This is a genomic window from Kribbella sancticallisti (assembly GCF_039530625.1).
Classification (GTDB): Bacteria; Actinomycetota; Actinomycetes; order Propionibacteriales; family Kribbellaceae; genus Kribbella; species Kribbella sancticallisti.
Genome location: NZ_BAAAOS010000001.1, coordinates 93,792 through 109,142, shown reverse-complemented (window position 1 = coordinate 109,142; position 15,351 = coordinate 93,792). Strand labels below are relative to the sequence as shown.

Below are 15,351 nucleotides of genomic sequence, written 5' to 3'. Positions count from 1 at the left end.
CACGGATGCTTCAGCAGACAGAGACGGTCGGGGAACGCGATGATCCGGCGGGCGTTCCTGGCCCCGCCTCGACCGAGGTGGTCAAGAGCCTGCGGGACCACGGCGCGCTGCCGCAGTGGCGGTTGATGTGGCGTCAGTTCCGCAAGCACCGGCTGGCCCTGATCGGGTTGATCGTGCTGGTCCCGATCTACTTCGTCGCGGCCTTCTGCGGGTTCTTCGCCCCGGCGAGCAGCAACACCTCGCACACCGATCTGCCGTACGCACCGCCGCAGCGGGTCCAGGTGTCCGGCGAGCACGGCCTGTTCGTCTACGGGTTCTCCTCGACCCGCGACCAGGAGACCTTCGAGCAGACCTTCACGGTCGACAAGACGAAGATCATCGACGTCGGCCTGTTCGTCCGCGGTGACCAGTACAAGATCCTCGGACTGATCCCGAGCGACATCCACCTGATCGGGCCGACGACGGCCGGGCAGCCGTTCTTCCTGCTCGGCGCCGACCACTCCGGCCGCGATCTGCTGTCGCGGCTGATCGAGGGCGCCCGGGTGTCGCTGTCGATCGGCCTGGTCGGGGTGTTCGCCAGCTTCGTGCTGGGACTGCTGATCGGCGGGATCTCCGGCTACTACGGCGGCTGGATCGACAACGCGATCCAGCGGGTGATCGAGTTCATCATGTCGATCCCGACCCTGCCGTTGTGGATGGCCCTGTCGGCCGCGTTACCCGGCAGTTGGGGACCACTCACCCGGTACTTCGCGATCACGGTGATCCTGTCGATGATCGGCTGGACCGGCCTGGCCCGGGACGTCCGCGGCCGCTTCCTCAGCCTGCGCGAGGAGGACTTCGTGATGGCGGCCCGGCTGGACGGTGTCGGCCGCGGCGGGATCATCTTCGGGCACATGGTGCCGTCGTTCGCCAGCCACATCATCGCCTCGGTGTCGATGGCGGTGCCGCGGATGATCCTCGCCGAGACCAGCCTGAGCTTCCTCGGCCTCGGCCTGCAGGCGCCGGCGGTGAGCTGGGGAGTGCTGCTCGAGGGCGCCCAGAACATCCGAGCCGTGGCGACCGCGCCTTGGCTGCTCACCCCCGGCCTGGCCGTGGTGGTCGTGGTGCTGGCGATGAACTTCGTCGGCGACGGCCTGCGCGACGCCGCGGACCCCTACAAGTGATCAGCTCAGGAGGAACGATGCCGGCACAGCCTTTGCTCGAGGTGCGCGATCTCAAGACGCACTTCGAGCTCGACGACGGCGTGGTCAAGGCGGTCGACGGAGTGTCGCTGACCGTGAGCCGGGGCCGCACGCTGGCCGTCGTCGGCGAGTCCGGCTGCGGCAAGAGCGTCACCGCGCGGTCGATCCTGCGGCTGGTCGAGCGACCGGCCCGGATCGTCGGCGGCCAGGTGCTGCTGCACGGCGACGACCCGGACGACGACCCGCTCGACCTGCTGGCGGCCAAGGACAAGCGGCTGCGGGAGGTGCGCTGGGCCGACATCGCGATGGTGTTCCAGGAGCCGATGGCCTCGCTCAGCCTGGTGCACACCATCGGAGACCAGATCATCGAGGCGATCCGGTTGCACGACAAGGTCGGCAAGGCGGTCGCCAGGGAGCGCGCGATCGAGATGCTCGGCCGGGTCGGCATCCCCGATCCCAAGCGCCGGGTCGACTCCTACCCGTTCGAGCTCAGTGGCGGGATGCGGCAGCGGGCGATGATCGCGATGGCGCTGTCGTGCCGGCCTCGGCTGCTGATCGCCGACGAGCCGACCACCGCGCTCGACGTGACGACGCAGGCGCAGATCCTCGACCTGCTACAGGACCTGCAGAAGGAGCTGGGGATGGCCATCATGCTGATCACGCACGACCTCGGCGTCGCGGCGCAGGTCGCCGACGAGGTGGCCGTGATGTACCTCGGCGAGGTGGTCGAGCAGGGCCCGGCCGAATCGGTGCTCACGGCACCCAAACACCCCTACACCCGGGCCCTGGTCCGCTCGGTGCCACGGCTCGGCCAACGCGGCGCGGGCCGGCTGGAGGCCGTCCGCGGCACCGTGCCCCCGCCGTACGAGCGGCCGACCGGCTGCCGGTTCCACCCGCGCTGCGACGAGTTCATGGCCGGCACCTGCGATCTGACAGTGCCGTCCCGGGTCCGCAGCGACGACATCGACGTCGCCTGTCTGCTGTACGACGGCGAGGAGGACCAGTGAACGATCGCGACGAGAACCTGCTGACCACCGACGGCCTGACCATGCACTTCCCCCTGGAGACCGGGTTCTTCGGCCGCAACAAGGCCGTGGTGAAGGCGGTCGACGGGGTGGACCTGTCGATCCGGGCCGGCCGCACGCTCGGCCTGGTGGGGGAGTCGGGCTGCGGCAAGACGACCCTCGGCCGCTGCATCGTCCGCGCGTACGAACCGACCGCCGGCACGATCCGGTTCCGTGGCGCGGACGGCAGAGAGGTCGACCTGGCCGCGCTGTCGGACAAGGAGCTGAAGCCGTACCGGGCGCAGGTGCGGCTGATCTTCCAGGACCCGCACTCGTCGCTGGACCCGCGCAAGACGCTGCGCGACCTGATCGCCGAACCGCTGCGCGTGCACGGGCACGGCAACCGGTCCGAGGTCGACGACAAGGTCGCGGAGTTGTTGCGGCGGGTCGGCCTGCGGGCGGAGTACGCGCACCGCTACCCGCACGCTTTCAGCGGGGGCGAGCGGCAGCGGGTCGTGATCGCCCGGGCGCTCGCCCTCGATCCGCGGCTCGTGGTCGCCGACGAGGCGGTCAGCGCCCTGGACGTCTCGGTCCGAGCCCAGATCCTCAACCTGTTGAAGGACCTGCAGGAGGAGTCCGGCCTCACCTACCTGTTCGTCTCCCACGACCTCGGCATCGTCGAGCACGTCGCCGACGACGTCGCGGTGATGTACGTCGGCAAGATGGTGGAGACCGCCGCCACCGACGAGCTCTTCGCCCGGCCGTTGCACCCCTACACCGAGGCACTGCTGAGCGCGGTGCCCGACCCCGACCCACGGACGCGCGGGAAGCGGTCCCGGATCGTGCTCCGCGGTGAGATCGCGGACCCGTCCCGGACGCCGCCCGGCTGTCCGTTCCACCCGCGCTGCGGCTACGCCGAGGCGCGCTGCCGGACCGAAGTACCCCCGCTGCGCGAGATCGGCGGCCGCAAGGTCGCCTGCCACCTCGCCGAGCAGCTGGAACTGAAGGGTGTCGCCGCGGCCACAACGGTCTGACCGGCGAACACCACCCGCCCCGAGAAGAGTCAGCAGAAAGGCTCACCATGTCCGAAGTTCAGAACCCGTCCAGCCCCGGCGAAGGTCAGGAGGCCGGCGCCAAGCCGGCCGGCCTGTCCCGCCGCGGCTTCGTCCGCAACAGCGCGCTGCTCGGTGGACTGGCCGCACTCGCCGGCGGCCTGCCGGTCGGTACCGCCGCCGCGGCGACGACCAGCTCGACGTCGGCGACGCCACGCGCCGGCGCCCGGTCGGCACAGGGCAGCGTCGACATCCCGAACAGGTACAACAAGCCGTTCTCGGTCGCCGACGACGAACTGTTCATCTTCGCGGCGAACTTCAAGCCGTTCGAGCTCGGCGGCGACGACGCCGGCCGCGAGTCGACCAAGTACTTCGACACCGTCTTCGGTGACGCGATCCGGGCCAAGTTCCCCGCGGTGAAGATCAAGTACGCCACCTGGGACTACCCGATCCGGTACGAGGACATCGCCAGGGCCGGCCGGGTGCCGGACCTGATCATCGAGGACCCGCGCACCCGGATCGACCGCGACCTCGAGCCGCTCGGCTGGGTCGGCGACCTGACCGCGGACGTTCAGCAGGCCGGGATCGACCTGGCCGCGCTGAACCAGGGCTGCGTCGAGCTGGTGAAGTCCCGCTCCGACGGCGGCCTGTACGGCGTCCCGGTGTTCATCGACGAGCACGTCCTGCTCTACAACAAGATGATCTTCGACAAGTTCCGCACCCGGTACCCGTCGGTCGGCTCGACGTACGACGACATCTACAAGACCGCGAAGGGGCTGACCCGGCAGGACGGGATCGACCACTACAAGGGGTACCTGCAGCACCCGGACAACTACCTGGCGCTGAACCAGCTCGGCCTTTACCCGTTCGTCCCGGGCTCGTCCGAGCAGCCGGCGCCGGAGGACGTCAAGGTCAGCCTGACCTCGGCGGAGTGGAAGTCCGTCGCGCACAACATGAACCGGTTCCTGCAGTTGCCGGGCAACGGGTTCACCACCCCGGACGACTTCTTCAAGGGCGACATGAGCTTCCCCGGCCACGTCGCGATGGCCGTGCACACGCTGTCGAAGCTGAACGCCTACTCGCTCAGCCCGCTCTACGTCGAGGAGGACGACGCGGCGGACTTCGCGGAGTGGGCCAAGTCGGTGAAGATCGGTGTCACCTCGATGCCGGTGCTGTCCCGCGGCTCGAACGCGATCTACCAGCCGAACGCCCGGGCCGCGTTCATCCCGCCGCAGTCGCCGAAGAAGGCGCAGTCGCTGGAGATCATCAAGTACCTGGTCTCGGAGGAGATCCAGACCCGGCTGTCGTCGTACGGCGTCAAGGCGGTCCGGCAGACCGAGGCGGTGGTGAACGCGTTCGGCACGGCGATCCCGGAGCTGAGCGGGATCGACACCTCGGCCGTCTACTGGGGCGAGAACGCGATCGTGAAGAACTACCGGAACACCGAGTACTGGGACATCCCGCTCTACAAGGTGTTCCGCCAGCACGTGCTGATCGACGGCATGGACGTCGACTCGTCGCTGCAGGTCGCCGAGCAGCTGGACATCCCCGCCTACATCAAGGCCCAGGCGGCCGCGGGCCTCACGTGGTGACGATCGATCCGAGGTTCGACGGCCGCCTCCGGGAGGCGGCCGCCGGGCCGGACGTCCGGGAGGCCTTGCTGCCCACCCTCCATCCGGGCGACAGCCACGCGGCCACGCTGGTCGAGACGCAGACCGGTGCCCTGCTCTGTGCCTGGTTCAACGGGCCCGGCGAGGGCGAGCCCGAGACGCGGATCGTGCTGTCCCGGCTGCCCGCGGGATCGGACACCTGGACGGTGCCGGAGGTGATGTCGGACGACCCCGAGCGGTCGGAGCAGAACCCGCTGTTGTTCGTCGCACCGTCGGGCGAGGTCTCGCTGCTGCACACGACCAACGAGCCGCACGACCAGACGTCCTCCCGGATCCTGCGCCGGCTGTCCAAGGACGGCGGCCTGACCTGGGGACCGAGCGCGGTGGTCTTCGACCGGCCGGGCAGCTTCCTGCGCAACCCGATCGTTGTCCTGAGCAACGGCGACTGGTTGCTGCCGGCCTACCACTGTGACGCCGACGGTGAGGCCAGCGTGGTCCAGCTGAGCCCGGACCAGGGCCGCGGCTGGACCCCGGTCGAGATCCCGGACGGGCTCGGGCAGGTGCAGTTGAGCGTGGTGGAACTAGCGCCCGGCGAGTTGCTCGGTCTGTTCCGCAGCCGGGCCGCGGACCGGATCCACCGGTCGGTGTCGAAGGACTCCGGCCTGACCTGGTCGGCGCCGGAGAAGACGACGCTGCCGAACAACAACTCGGCGATCCAGGTACTGCGGCTCGACGACGGCCGGCTGGTGCTCGTGTTCAACGACTCCAGCGCCGAGCGGGACCAGTTCCGCTGGGTGCCGGACGGCAAGGGCGGGATCCGGCGCAAGACCCTGCGGACGCCGCTGACGCTGGCGATGTCCGAGGACGACGGCGCCACCTGGCCGTACTGGCGGAACCTGCAGGTGCAGGACGAGGAGTACCGCGACAACGAGTTCGGCTACTCGTACCCGACGTTGCTGCAGACCCGGGACGGCAGGTTGCACATCGCGTACTCGTTCCTGCGCAAGACGATCAAGCACGTCGTCCTGACGCCGGAGTGGATCGAGGCAGGGGAACGGTTGCCATGAGCAAGGAGATGACCGGACCGGTGGCGTTGGCGGACAAGGTCGAGCGATGGGCGGTCCACGAGATCAGCCTGTCCGGACCGGCCGGCGGCAACCCGTTCGTCGAGGTCGAGTTGCGGGTCGCGTACCGGTACCGGAACCGGGTGGTGACGGTCGACGGGTTCTACGACGGCGACGGGGTCTACCGGGCCCGGTTCATGCCGGATCGCGAGGGCCGCTGGGAGTTCGTCACCAGCAGCTCCACTCCGGAGCTGGACGGTCATCGCGGTGAGCTGCTGTGCGTCCCGCCCGGCCCGGGCAACCACGGGCCGGTCGGGGTGCACGGCGCGCACCACTTCGCGTACGCCGACGGTACGAGGTACGACTGCATCGGCACCACCTGCTACCACTGGACCTACGAGTCGCAGGAGATCCAGGAGCTGACCCTGGCGGCGCTTCGGGGGTCGCCGTTCGACAAGGTGCGGATGTGCCTGCTGCCGACGGACGGGATGCGTCCCGAGCGGCTGCCGTTCGTCGGCACCGAGCCGGGCGAGGTCGACGTCAGCCGGTTCGACCCAGAGTTCTTCCGGCACTTCGAGAGCCGGGTCGCCGATCTGCTCGAGCTGGGGGTCCAGGCCGACCTGATCCTGTTCCACCCGTACGACCGCGGGGTCTGGGCCTTCGACGCGATGACGCCGGAGCAGGACGCCCATTTCCTCCGGTACGCCGTCGCCCGGCTGGGGGCCTATCGGAACGTGTGGTGGTCGCTGGCGAACGAGTACGACTTCAACCACCACAAGACGATCGCCGACTGGGACCGGCTGCTCCAACTGGTCCAGCGGTACGACCCGTACCAGCGGCTGCGCTCGATCCACAACGGCACCAAGATGTACGAGATCTTCTCGCCGTACGACTTCGGCAAACCGTGGATCACGCACCAGAGCGTCCAGCACTGGGACGGCGCCGAGGTGGGGGAGTGGCGAGCCTGCCCGAAGCCGGTGGTGATCGACGAGATCGGCTACGAGGGCAACGCCGGCCGGAGGTGGGGCAACCTCACCCCGCAGGAGTTGGTGCACCGGTTCTGGCAGGGCATGTCGCTGGGCGGGTACGTCGGCCACGGCGAGTCCTTCGTCGACCGCGAGATCCGCGCGTGGATCTCGATCGGCGGCCGGCTGTACGGCGAGAGCTCACCCCGGCTGGCCTTCCTGCGCGACTTCATGGCCGGCCTGCCGCGGAAGGCCGACGGTGACGTGGACACGACCAGGTGCGTCCTGCACTACCTCGGCGATCGGCAACCGGCCTCGGTCGAGCTGGACCTCCCCGCGGACGCGCAGTACCGGGTCGAACTGATCGACACGTTCGCGATGACGGTGGACGAGCTGCCGGGCCGGTTCAGCGGCCGGACCACGATTCCGTTGCCCCAACGTCCCTACTTGGCTTTGCGAGGTGTGCGATGACGGTGCCCGAGGTGGAGCGCTGGGGGGTCTTCGAGACCCCCGTGGACGGCGGTCCGGTGGCAGTCGGGTTCCGGCACGCCGACGGCGACACGGCGTACGTCGAGTCGTTCGGCGACGGCCCTCAGGTCGTGCGGTTCATGCCGGACCTCGAGGGGCAGTGGAGCTACGAGATCGCCGGCCGGACCGAGCACTTCGTCTGCACCCCCGCGGCCGGGCGGAACCACGGACCGGTACGCCGGGTCGGTGCCGAGCTGCGCTGGGCCGACGGTACGGCGTACCGTCCGCTGACCACGACGTGGTTCGACGAGCCGGGTACACCGGATCGCTGGGCCGAGGCGTGCCGGGCGGTGGCCGCGTCGCCGTTCGACCGGGTCCGGCTGCGGGTCCACCGCGACGACGTCGCGCGGCTGGACGACCGGGTCCGCGAGCTGCTCGCGGCCGGGATCGGTGCCGAGCTGGTGATCGCGGACACCGGCGACCTGTTCCTGCGGGACCTGGTGAACCGCTTCGCGGCGTACCGGAACGTCACCTGGAGTTTCGTGGATGACGGCGAGCGGCGCGACTGGCGGCGCGAGGCCGAGCTGGTGGCCGAGTATGACTCGGGCCGTCACCTGGTCAGCGTCCATGCCGCGCCGGTGGCCGTGGATCCCGGACCGCCGTGGCTCACCCACCTGAGCGTGCCGCTGGAGAACCTCCGGGGTGTGTCGGCGCTGCGTCGTGACTACGGCAAGCCGGTGCACGTGGACGAGTGCGGGTACGAAGGGAACGGGTCCGGGCCGGAGACCAGTCTCACCGGTCCGGAGCTGCTGACCCGGATCTGGGAGGGGACGGTCCGCGGCGGGCACGTCGCCCACGGCGAGTGGTACGTCGATGCCGACGGCGGACCGTGGTCGGGCGGCGGATCGCGGCCGACCGGTGTGGTCGCCCAGCGCCTGCGGCTGCTTCGGCAGGTGCTGGACGAGATGCCCGACGGGGTCGAGCCGATCGAGGACTACCGGGACGCGCCGACGCTGGCGGTTCCGGGCAGCTACTACCTGCAGTACCTCGGCGAGCACCGGTTCCCCGAGCGCACCTTCAGCCTGTCCGAGGGGACCTACGAGGTGGAGGTGCTGGACGTCTGGAACCACACGGTCCGGCGCTTCCACGAGACGGTGACCGACACGCTGACGGTGCGGCTGCCGGGGACGCAGTACCAGGCCGTTAAGATCCGCCGGGCGAGCCGATGACCGTACTGGAGGCCGACGGACGGACCGTGGAGCTGGCCAGGACACAGGCCGGGGTCGTCCTCCGGCTCGGCCTGGCCGGCGCCGGTCCGGCGTACGTCGACCGGCCGCTGGCGGACCTGCTGACCTGTTCGGCGGGCCGCCCGTGGCAGCCGCTCCCGGTGGATCCCGAGGCCTGGTGGATGTCGCGACGCCGCGACCAGCTCCGGGCCGGCTGCCGGGCCGGACCGCTCGCCGTGGAGGTCACGTTGTCCTTCGACAGCGAGGCCCGGTTGGCCGTCGAGCTGCGCTGGCGCAACGGCGGGCACCGCCGGGTGGGTGACCTGGCCGTCGGGTTGCTGCTCGACCTCGGCCGGTTGAAGGACAGCCAGATCACCGTGCCGGGCCTGATCTACAACGACAACCCGTCGGCGGATCCGGCCATCGCGGTCCCCCGGGTGGGGCCGGCGCCGGGTGGCGGGTTCGTCGCCGAGGAGGACCGGCTGCCGATCCCCGGCGTCAACCTCGAGTGGAGGACGGGCCGGGAGCGGCGCTGGCTCAGCGTCTTCTCCCGACCGGTACCGCGGTGCACGGCCGACGGCGTGGTCCGGTACGGGTCGCTCGGCGTCATCCGGCGCGAAGGGCCTGTGATCGCGGCGCTGAGCGGCGTCCTGATGTTCGACGGCAAGCAGGACGTCCGGTACGTCAGCAAGGCGGAGACCGAGTCGACCGACGACGGGTATCTGACGCTGCTGCCCGCGGAATGCTTCGACCAGCATCTCGTGCTCGAGTGGGGGCCGCAGGAGCATCGCGGACACGCGTTCCGCCACCTGGTCCGCACCGGGCGGGCGTTGTTCGACGAGCCGTCGAAGCGGCCGCTCGAAACCGGCGAGATCATCGCCCGGAAGACCCGGGCGATGGACAGCAGGTGGTTGCGGGACGGGACCGTCGCCGGGTACACCAAGTTCAGCGAGGTCGAGGGCAACGGTCCGGTCAAGGCGCGGCATTTCCTCTACGGCTGGACGGGCCAGGCGCTGAAGCTGGCGTGGTGCGACGCGAAGCTCGGGTTCGGCAACTTCGAGCCTCATCGGCTCGAGCGGTGCCGGGCGGCGGTCGAGTTCTACCTGGCCGGGAGCTCGACCAGGACGCGCGGGTTGCGGCACAACGCGTACCAGCTGGGCGGGAAGCGGTGGAACAGCTTCCGCCGGGGTGGGCGGCCGATGGTGTCCAGCCGGGCGTACGGCGAGACCATGGCCGACCTGGCCGAGATCATCGCGTTGTTCCGCGCCCACGGTGAGACGGTGCCGGCGTCGTGGACGGACGCGCTGACCGAGGCGCTGGACTTCTTCCGGTCGGCGCTGCTGCCGGACGGCACCTTCCCGATCGGCTGGCGGCTCGACGGTACGCCGGCCGCAGCGGTCGTCTCGGCCGCGGGGATCCCGTGCGTCCTCGCGGCGCTCAAGGCGATCCCGGTGCTGGCCGATCCCGGGTTGTTGTCTCAGGCAACCACATGGCTGAGCCGCTACCACGACCAGCACGCGCGGACGTTCGACCGGCCGTTCGCCCGGTCGACGCTGGACGCGGCCTGCGAGGACAAGGAAGCGGGGATGTACTACTTCCTCGCGGCGTCCGAGCTGTACCGGCTGACCGGGGACGAGCGGTACGCCGGCTGGGCCGAGGTCGCGGCGGACTGGCTGCTGACCTTCGTCTACGTCTGGTCGCCCGAGCTCGACACCGGGTCGCCGTTGCGCGAAGCCGGGTTCAGCGCGGTCGGCTGGCCGACCGTGAGCGTGCAGAACCACCACCTCGACGTGTTCTTCCCGACCGCCGAGTTGCTCGCGTTCGGCGACGCGACCGGGCGCCCGCAGTACGCCGAGGCGGCGCGGACCGTGTTCGGCGCGATGGGACAGGGCATCGCCGGCCGACGGGGGGAGTGGGGCTTCGAGGTCGTCGGGGAGCAGGGCGAGGCGTTCTTCCAGACCCACTGGCAGCGGCGTGGGACCAGCAACACCTGGAACCCGTCGTGGGTGATCGCGCTCGTGCTCGCCAACGCGCTGCAGATCAAGGACCGAGGATGACCGACCACCTGATCACGGACTACTCGGCCCGCCCGGGAGTGGACTGCACGGCCGCCCTGGATCGGGCGATCAGCGCGTGTCAACTGACCGGGGGGCGGGTGGTAGTGCCGCCGGGGCGGTTCCGGACCGGGGCGATCCGGCTGCGGAGCAACGTCGAGCTGTACGTCTCGGCGGGGGCGACGCTGTCGTTCGACCCGGACCCGGCGGCGTACCCGATCGTGCGGACGCGGTGGCAGGGGATCGAGTGCTACAGCCACTCGCCGTTGATTTACGCCTACGACGAGGTGAACGTGGCTGTCACGGGTCCGGGCACCCTGGACGGTGGGGCGACGCCGGACACCTGGTGGCAGCGGTCGAAGCCGGTGCGGGACTGGCAGCGGTTGCTGCGGATGGTCGCGGAGGACGTGCCCGTGGAGCAGCGGGTGTTCGCACCGGGGCACGGGTTCCGGCCGAGCTTCATCCAGCCGTACGCGTGCCGGCGGGTGCGGATCGAGGACGTGCGGATCGTCGACGCGCCGATGTGGGTGATCCACCCGGTACTCAGTTCCGACGTCGTGGTCCGCGGCGTCACGGTCGACAGCCGGGGACCGAACAACGACGGCTGCAACCCGGACTCGTGCCGCGACGTACTGATCAGCGGTTGCTCGTTCGACACCGGCGACGACTGCATCGCGATCAAGTCCGGCCGCGACGAGGACGGCCGTCGGGTGGGCCGCCCCTGCGAGAACGTGGTGATCGAGAACTGCCGCTTCGGCGCCGGTCACGGCGCCGTGACGATCGGCAGCGAAGCCAGCGGCGGCGTCCGCAACGTCGTCGCCCGCGACCTGCGCACCACGGGTCCGGACCTCGACCACGCGGTGCGGATCAAGACGAACTCCCACCGCGGCGGCGTGATCGAGAACATCCGCGTCACCGATCTGGTGGTCGAGACGGTCAACGGTGCCGCCGTTCTGATCGATGTCCGCCATGCCGACGAAGCGGTCACGGGGCAGCACCACCCGACCGTCCGCGACATCAGCGTCACCGGCCTGATGGTGCGCGGCGCCCCACGCCTGCTCGAGGTCCGCGACGCGCCACGCTCACCGGTCGAGAACCTGAGCCTCACGTCCGTAGCGGCGCAGAGCCTCGAAGAGATCCGCTGAACCGACTTGCCCGCCCTTCAGAATCACCAGCAACCCGTCCAGCCGCTCGTCACCCGCGATGGTCCGGCACAGTGCGGCCCCAGCTCCGAACCCGGTCGTTGACTCCAGCTCCACGGCAGTGATCCCAAGCTCCCGCAGGACCCGCCCGGACGTGTCCCCGCCGGCAACCACCATCCGCCGTACTTCAGTGCCGTGAGCAACTGTCCGAACGACGTCGGCCAAACCGGCGGCCAGTCCGGGCAGCACCTCGCTGACAGCCTGGCCGTCCGCCCGCCCGGTGTGCACAACCACCCCCGGCGCCCCTCCTCGTAAGTGGTCGACAGCCCGTTGCGAGACCGCCGACGAATCACGACCGAGCACCAACGAAATCCAGCCGGCATCCACAGCGTGCTGAATCTGCTCAGCGGTCCGTCCCGACTGACTTCCCGACACCACCAGCACCTGCTCGTTCGCCCCGCCGCTCTGAGGGGTTGCCTGTGGTGCGGGCGCTCCGGGCTGGGTCGTGAGGGCGAAGGCGAGGGCTCGGGAGAGGCCGCCTGAGCCGATGGCGAAGAGAGGGCCGTTCTGGGTCGAGAGGATCGCGCGGCCCGCTGCGTGCAGGTCGGAGTCGGTGAGGGCGTCCAGGACGACCACGTCTGCTTGCAGTTGGGCGTAGTGCGTCTCCAGGTCGGCGTACCTGGTGAGGTCGAGGGAGGTGATCACCAGGTTGGTCTGGGCCGACAGGTGGAGGCGGAGGTCGGACTCCTTCATCGGGGTCGCTGGGTGGTGGGACATGGCGGGTTGGCGGTCCAGGCGATGGATGGCGCCGGCTTCGGCCGCGAAGTGGTGGCCGAAGACCGTGTAGCGGCCGAGGTCCGGCTGGGCCGCCAGGACCGGGATCGGGGTGGTGCCGAAGAGGGCGCGGCCTACGTCGAGGGCTCGGCCGATGCTGCCCAGGGTTGGTGACGAGTCGGCGGTCGAGCAGATCTTGTACTGCACGACGCGCGGCCCGAGGTCACGAAGAGCGGTCAGGATCGGGCGGATCTCGGCCTCCTGCTCCTCGGGTGCGAGCGAGCGGGCGATCCCGGCGACCCCGATCACGTCGTACTGCGCGGCGAGCGCTCGCAACTCCTCGGCAGCAGGGAGTTCCACCAGCAGGGCCGAGCGCAGGCCCAGCCTTTCGTACTGGAGGAGCGCGTCGGTCGAACCGGTGAAGTCGTCGCCGTAGAAGGCCGCCTCAACCACGAGCGGGGCCGAAGGTCTGGAGAGCCCGGCCCAGGGCCGGCACCTCCTTCGCCGTCGCCGTCAGGTCCCCGCCGTCGACGGCACACCGCCACGCGGCCCGCATCGCGGTGACCCCGGCCCCGGCGCCGTCCGGGTGGCCGTGAATACCGCCGCCCGCGAGTACCAGCAGGTCGGTGGTGCCGGTCCGGCGGAACGTTTCCGGTGCCAGGCCGGCCCATTGCCCGGACGACAACACCGGCAACGTCTCGTACCCGCCGAACAACGGCCGCCGGACCGCCTGGATCGAGCGCAGCACCTCGTCGTCGGTCTCGTAGAACTTGTTCGAGAAGCCGTTCGTGTGCAGGTGGTCCGCGCCGGCCAGCCGGGCCAGCTTCGACCAGGCGAGGAAGTCGATGCCGAGCTGCGGGGCCCTGGTGTAGAGCCCCGTCATCGCCCGGTGCCCGTGGATCGGCAGCTCGCAGCGTTGCCGCAACCAGGCGAGCCCGGTCGCACCGACCAGGTTGACGCAGACCATCACGCAACTGCCGCCCGCGTCCCGGACCAGGTCGTGGTTGGCGGCCATCCGGTCCAGGTCATCGGTGATGTTGAACGCGTACATGGTCCGCCGGCCGGTGCGTTGGGCGACCCGGTCCAGTTCCTCGGTCACCACCGCGATCCGGTCGGGCAGTGGTGAGTGGGGCGGGTTGCCCATCAACTCGTCGTCCTTGATGAAGTCGATCCCGGCCTCGGCCAGCTCGCGGACGACGACCCGCAGCTCCTCGACCGGCAATCCGATGCTGGGCTTGACGATCGTCCCGAGCAGGATGCTGTCCGGCCGGTCCAGCGCCGCCCGCGTCCCAGCCACCCCGTACTGCGGACCGGGGTACCGCTCGGCGAACGCCGACGGGAGGTCGAGGTCGAGCAGCCGGATCCCCGCGACCTGCCGGAGCTCGAACAGGTTCCCGGCGACCGCGGCGAGCAGGTTCGGCAGTGACGGGCCGAAGTTCTCCAGCCCGAAGGCGATCCGGACCCGGGCACTGCGTCGCGGTGCGCCGGCCGGCCGGATCGCGCCGGGCAGGTCCGCGGTCCCGGTCGGCGGCAGCTCCTCGATGTCGAGTACGCGCGCGGCGAACCGGTCGCGCAGTTCGGCGGTCTCCCGGGCGACGGCCACGAACGTTCCGGTCGACTGCTCACCCGCGATCGTCGCGGCCGCCTGCGCCGGCGGGAGATACGTCTCCACCAGATAAGTCGCGACGACTTCCGGCCGGTCGCTCATCGGGTCGGATCGATCTGGGTCTTGAGCTGGTCGGCGCCCCCGTCGATCGCGACCAGTACGTCGGGCACCCGGTCCAGCCCGACCACGTCGGTGATGTACGGCCTGACGTCGAGCACGCGCTGGTTCACCAACGCGGCGGCGGCCCGGAAGTCCGCCGGGGTGTAGATCGTGGAGCCCTGGATCGTCACCTCCTTCAGCACCACCGGATTCAGGTCGACGGTCAGCGGTCCGGCGAACATCGGCAGCAGCACTACCCGGCCCCGCGGCCGGCACAGCGCCAACGCCTCCTCCAGACAGCCCGGATGACCGGACGCGACCATGACCACGTCGAATCCCTCGCCACCGGTCACGTCGGCCCCCACCGCGACCAGGTCGGCGGTCAGTGGATCGACCACGTGGTCCACGCCCTGGGTCCGGAGGAAGTCCCTGTTGTGCTGCTTGATGTCGCTGACCAGCACGGCGCCGGCACCGCGGAGCCTGGTGACCGCGGCCACCAGGCACCCGATCGCGCCGCCGCCGAGCACTGCCACGGAGTCGCCCGCGGTGATCCCGCCCGACCCGGTCGAGTGCCAGGCCACGGCGACCGGCTCGATCATCGCCCCCTCGTCGAAGCCGACACCGTCGGCCAACGGGACCAGGACGCGCGCCGGCGCCGCGAAGTACTCGCTGAGCATGCCGGGCCAGCCGCCGCCCGGGACTCGTTTGTGCGAACAGAGGTGGGGATCCCCGGCCTCACACCGGGTGCAGTCCCGGCAGGACAGCGCCGGCAGCACCGCGACGCGGTCGCCCACGCCGAACCTGGTCTCGTCCGGCGGGACCGCCACGACCTCACCCGCACCCTCGTGGCCGAGCACCACCGGCGGCTGACGGAACGGGTGATCACCACGCCAGGTGTGCAGGTCGGAGCCGCAGAGTCCGACGGCTCGCATCCGGAGCAGGATCTCCTGCTCGGGGGCCGGGGTGTCGACCTCGACCACCTCGACCTGCCGGGCCTGCTGCAACAGGGCTGCTCTCACGGGCGTCCTCCTTGTCCGGAACCGGACACGCGAAGGCGGGAAACGTCAAGGAAACAAGGTGATCCGGGCCTTCGCGTGGTTGGGCCG

Annotated in this window: 12 protein-coding genes; 9 read left to right on the top strand and 3 right to left on the bottom strand. The window is 70.3% G+C overall.

Going from position 1 to position 15,351, the window contains the following annotated elements:
• Window positions 1–5: 5 nt before the first annotated feature.
• The 9 genes from ABD255_RS00395 to ABD255_RS00355 are packed head-to-tail and all read left to right on the top strand — an operon-like array spanning window position 6 to window position 11,769.
• Window positions 6–1,163: an ABC transporter permease gene (locus ABD255_RS00395; protein ID WP_344208459.1), complete on the top strand. Its 1,158-nt coding sequence runs from the start codon at window positions 6–8 to the stop codon at window positions 1,161–1,163.
• A 17-nt stretch (window positions 1,164–1,180) separates the two neighbouring features.
• Entirely contained in the window at window positions 1,181–2,188 is a 1,008-nt protein-coding gene (locus ABD255_RS00390; protein ID WP_344208457.1) for an ABC transporter ATP-binding protein, read from the top strand.
• Window positions 2,185–3,219 (top strand): ABC transporter ATP-binding protein, encoded by a 1,035-nt coding sequence (locus tag ABD255_RS00385; RefSeq protein WP_344208455.1) that lies wholly within the window; start codon window positions 2,185–2,187, stop codon window positions 3,217–3,219. Before ABD255_RS00390 ends, ABD255_RS00385 begins: the two co-directional genes overlap by 4 nt.
• Before the next feature lie 47 nt (window positions 3,220–3,266).
• Window positions 3,267–4,829 (top strand): ABC transporter substrate-binding protein, encoded by a 1,563-nt coding sequence (locus ABD255_RS00380; RefSeq protein ID WP_344208453.1) that lies wholly within the window; start codon window positions 3,267–3,269, stop codon window positions 4,827–4,829.
• Window positions 4,826–5,914 (top strand): sialidase family protein, encoded by a 1,089-nt coding sequence (locus ABD255_RS00375; RefSeq protein ID WP_344208451.1) that lies wholly within the window; start codon window positions 4,826–4,828, stop codon window positions 5,912–5,914. Before ABD255_RS00380 ends, ABD255_RS00375 begins: the two co-directional genes overlap by 4 nt.
• Window positions 5,911–7,347: a DUF5060 domain-containing protein gene (locus tag ABD255_RS00370; protein ID WP_344208449.1), complete on the top strand. Its 1,437-nt coding sequence runs from the start codon at window positions 5,911–5,913 to the stop codon at window positions 7,345–7,347. Before ABD255_RS00375 ends, ABD255_RS00370 begins: the two co-directional genes overlap by 4 nt.
• Window positions 7,344–8,573: a DUF5605 domain-containing protein gene (locus ABD255_RS00365; RefSeq protein WP_344208448.1), complete on the top strand. Its 1,230-nt coding sequence runs from the start codon at window positions 7,344–7,346 to the stop codon at window positions 8,571–8,573. The genes ABD255_RS00370 and ABD255_RS00365 overlap by 4 nt, the downstream gene beginning before the upstream one ends.
• Window positions 8,570–10,627: an AGE family epimerase/isomerase gene (locus ABD255_RS00360; protein ID WP_344208446.1), complete on the top strand. Its 2,058-nt coding sequence runs from the start codon at window positions 8,570–8,572 to the stop codon at window positions 10,625–10,627. The genes ABD255_RS00365 and ABD255_RS00360 overlap by 4 nt, the downstream gene beginning before the upstream one ends.
• Window positions 10,624–11,769 (top strand): glycoside hydrolase family 28 protein, encoded by a 1,146-nt coding sequence (locus ABD255_RS00355; RefSeq protein ID WP_344208444.1) that lies wholly within the window; start codon window positions 10,624–10,626, stop codon window positions 11,767–11,769. The genes ABD255_RS00360 and ABD255_RS00355 overlap by 4 nt, the downstream gene beginning before the upstream one ends.
• Here the strand turns inward: ABD255_RS00355 and ABD255_RS00350 are convergent.
• From ABD255_RS00350 to ABD255_RS00340, 3 genes are read right to left on the bottom strand one after another with little or no spacing between them, the layout of a single operon-like run.
• Window positions 11,707–12,993, bottom strand: coding sequence for a four-carbon acid sugar kinase family protein (locus tag ABD255_RS00350; RefSeq protein WP_344208442.1), 1,287 nt, complete (start codon window positions 12,991–12,993; stop codon window positions 11,707–11,709). The genes ABD255_RS00355 and ABD255_RS00350 overlap by 63 nt on opposite strands.
• A complete protein-coding gene (locus tag ABD255_RS00345; protein WP_344208440.1) occupies window positions 12,986–14,248 on the bottom strand; it encodes a RuBisCO large subunit C-terminal-like domain-containing protein in 1,263 nt (420 codons plus the stop codon). Before ABD255_RS00345 ends, ABD255_RS00350 begins: the two co-directional genes overlap by 8 nt.
• On the bottom strand, window positions 14,245–15,264 hold the full coding sequence (locus tag ABD255_RS00340) for a zinc-dependent alcohol dehydrogenase (protein ID WP_344208438.1): 1,020 nt from the start codon (window positions 15,262–15,264) through the stop codon (window positions 14,245–14,247). Before ABD255_RS00340 ends, ABD255_RS00345 begins: the two co-directional genes overlap by 4 nt.
• Window positions 15,265–15,351: the final 87 nt, after the last annotated feature.

Bases quoted from the DNA above. Each gene is read 5' to 3' on its own strand.
- ABD255_RS00370 (WP_344208449.1), top strand. From the start codon at position 5,911: ATGAGCAAGGAGATGACCGGACCGGTGGCGTTGGCGGACAAGGTCGAG.
- ABD255_RS00360 (WP_344208446.1), top strand. From the start codon at position 8,570: ATGACCGTACTGGAGGCCGACGGACGGACCGTGGAGCTGGCCAGGACA.
- ABD255_RS00390 (WP_344208457.1), top strand. From the start codon at position 1,181: ATGCCGGCACAGCCTTTGCTCGAGGTGCGCGATCTCAAGACGCACTTC.
- ABD255_RS00365 (WP_344208448.1), top strand. From the start codon at position 7,344: ATGACGGTGCCCGAGGTGGAGCGCTGGGGGGTCTTCGAGACCCCCGTG.
- ABD255_RS00395 (WP_344208459.1), top strand. From the start codon at position 6: ATGCTTCAGCAGACAGAGACGGTCGGGGAACGCGATGATCCGGCGGGC.
- ABD255_RS00355 (WP_344208444.1), top strand. From the start codon at position 10,624: ATGACCGACCACCTGATCACGGACTACTCGGCCCGCCCGGGAGTGGAC.
- ABD255_RS00380 (WP_344208453.1), top strand. From the start codon at position 3,267: ATGTCCGAAGTTCAGAACCCGTCCAGCCCCGGCGAAGGTCAGGAGGCC.
- ABD255_RS00345 (WP_344208440.1), bottom strand. From the start codon at position 14,248: ATGAGCGACCGGCCGGAAGTCGTCGCGACTTATCTGGTGGAGACGTAT.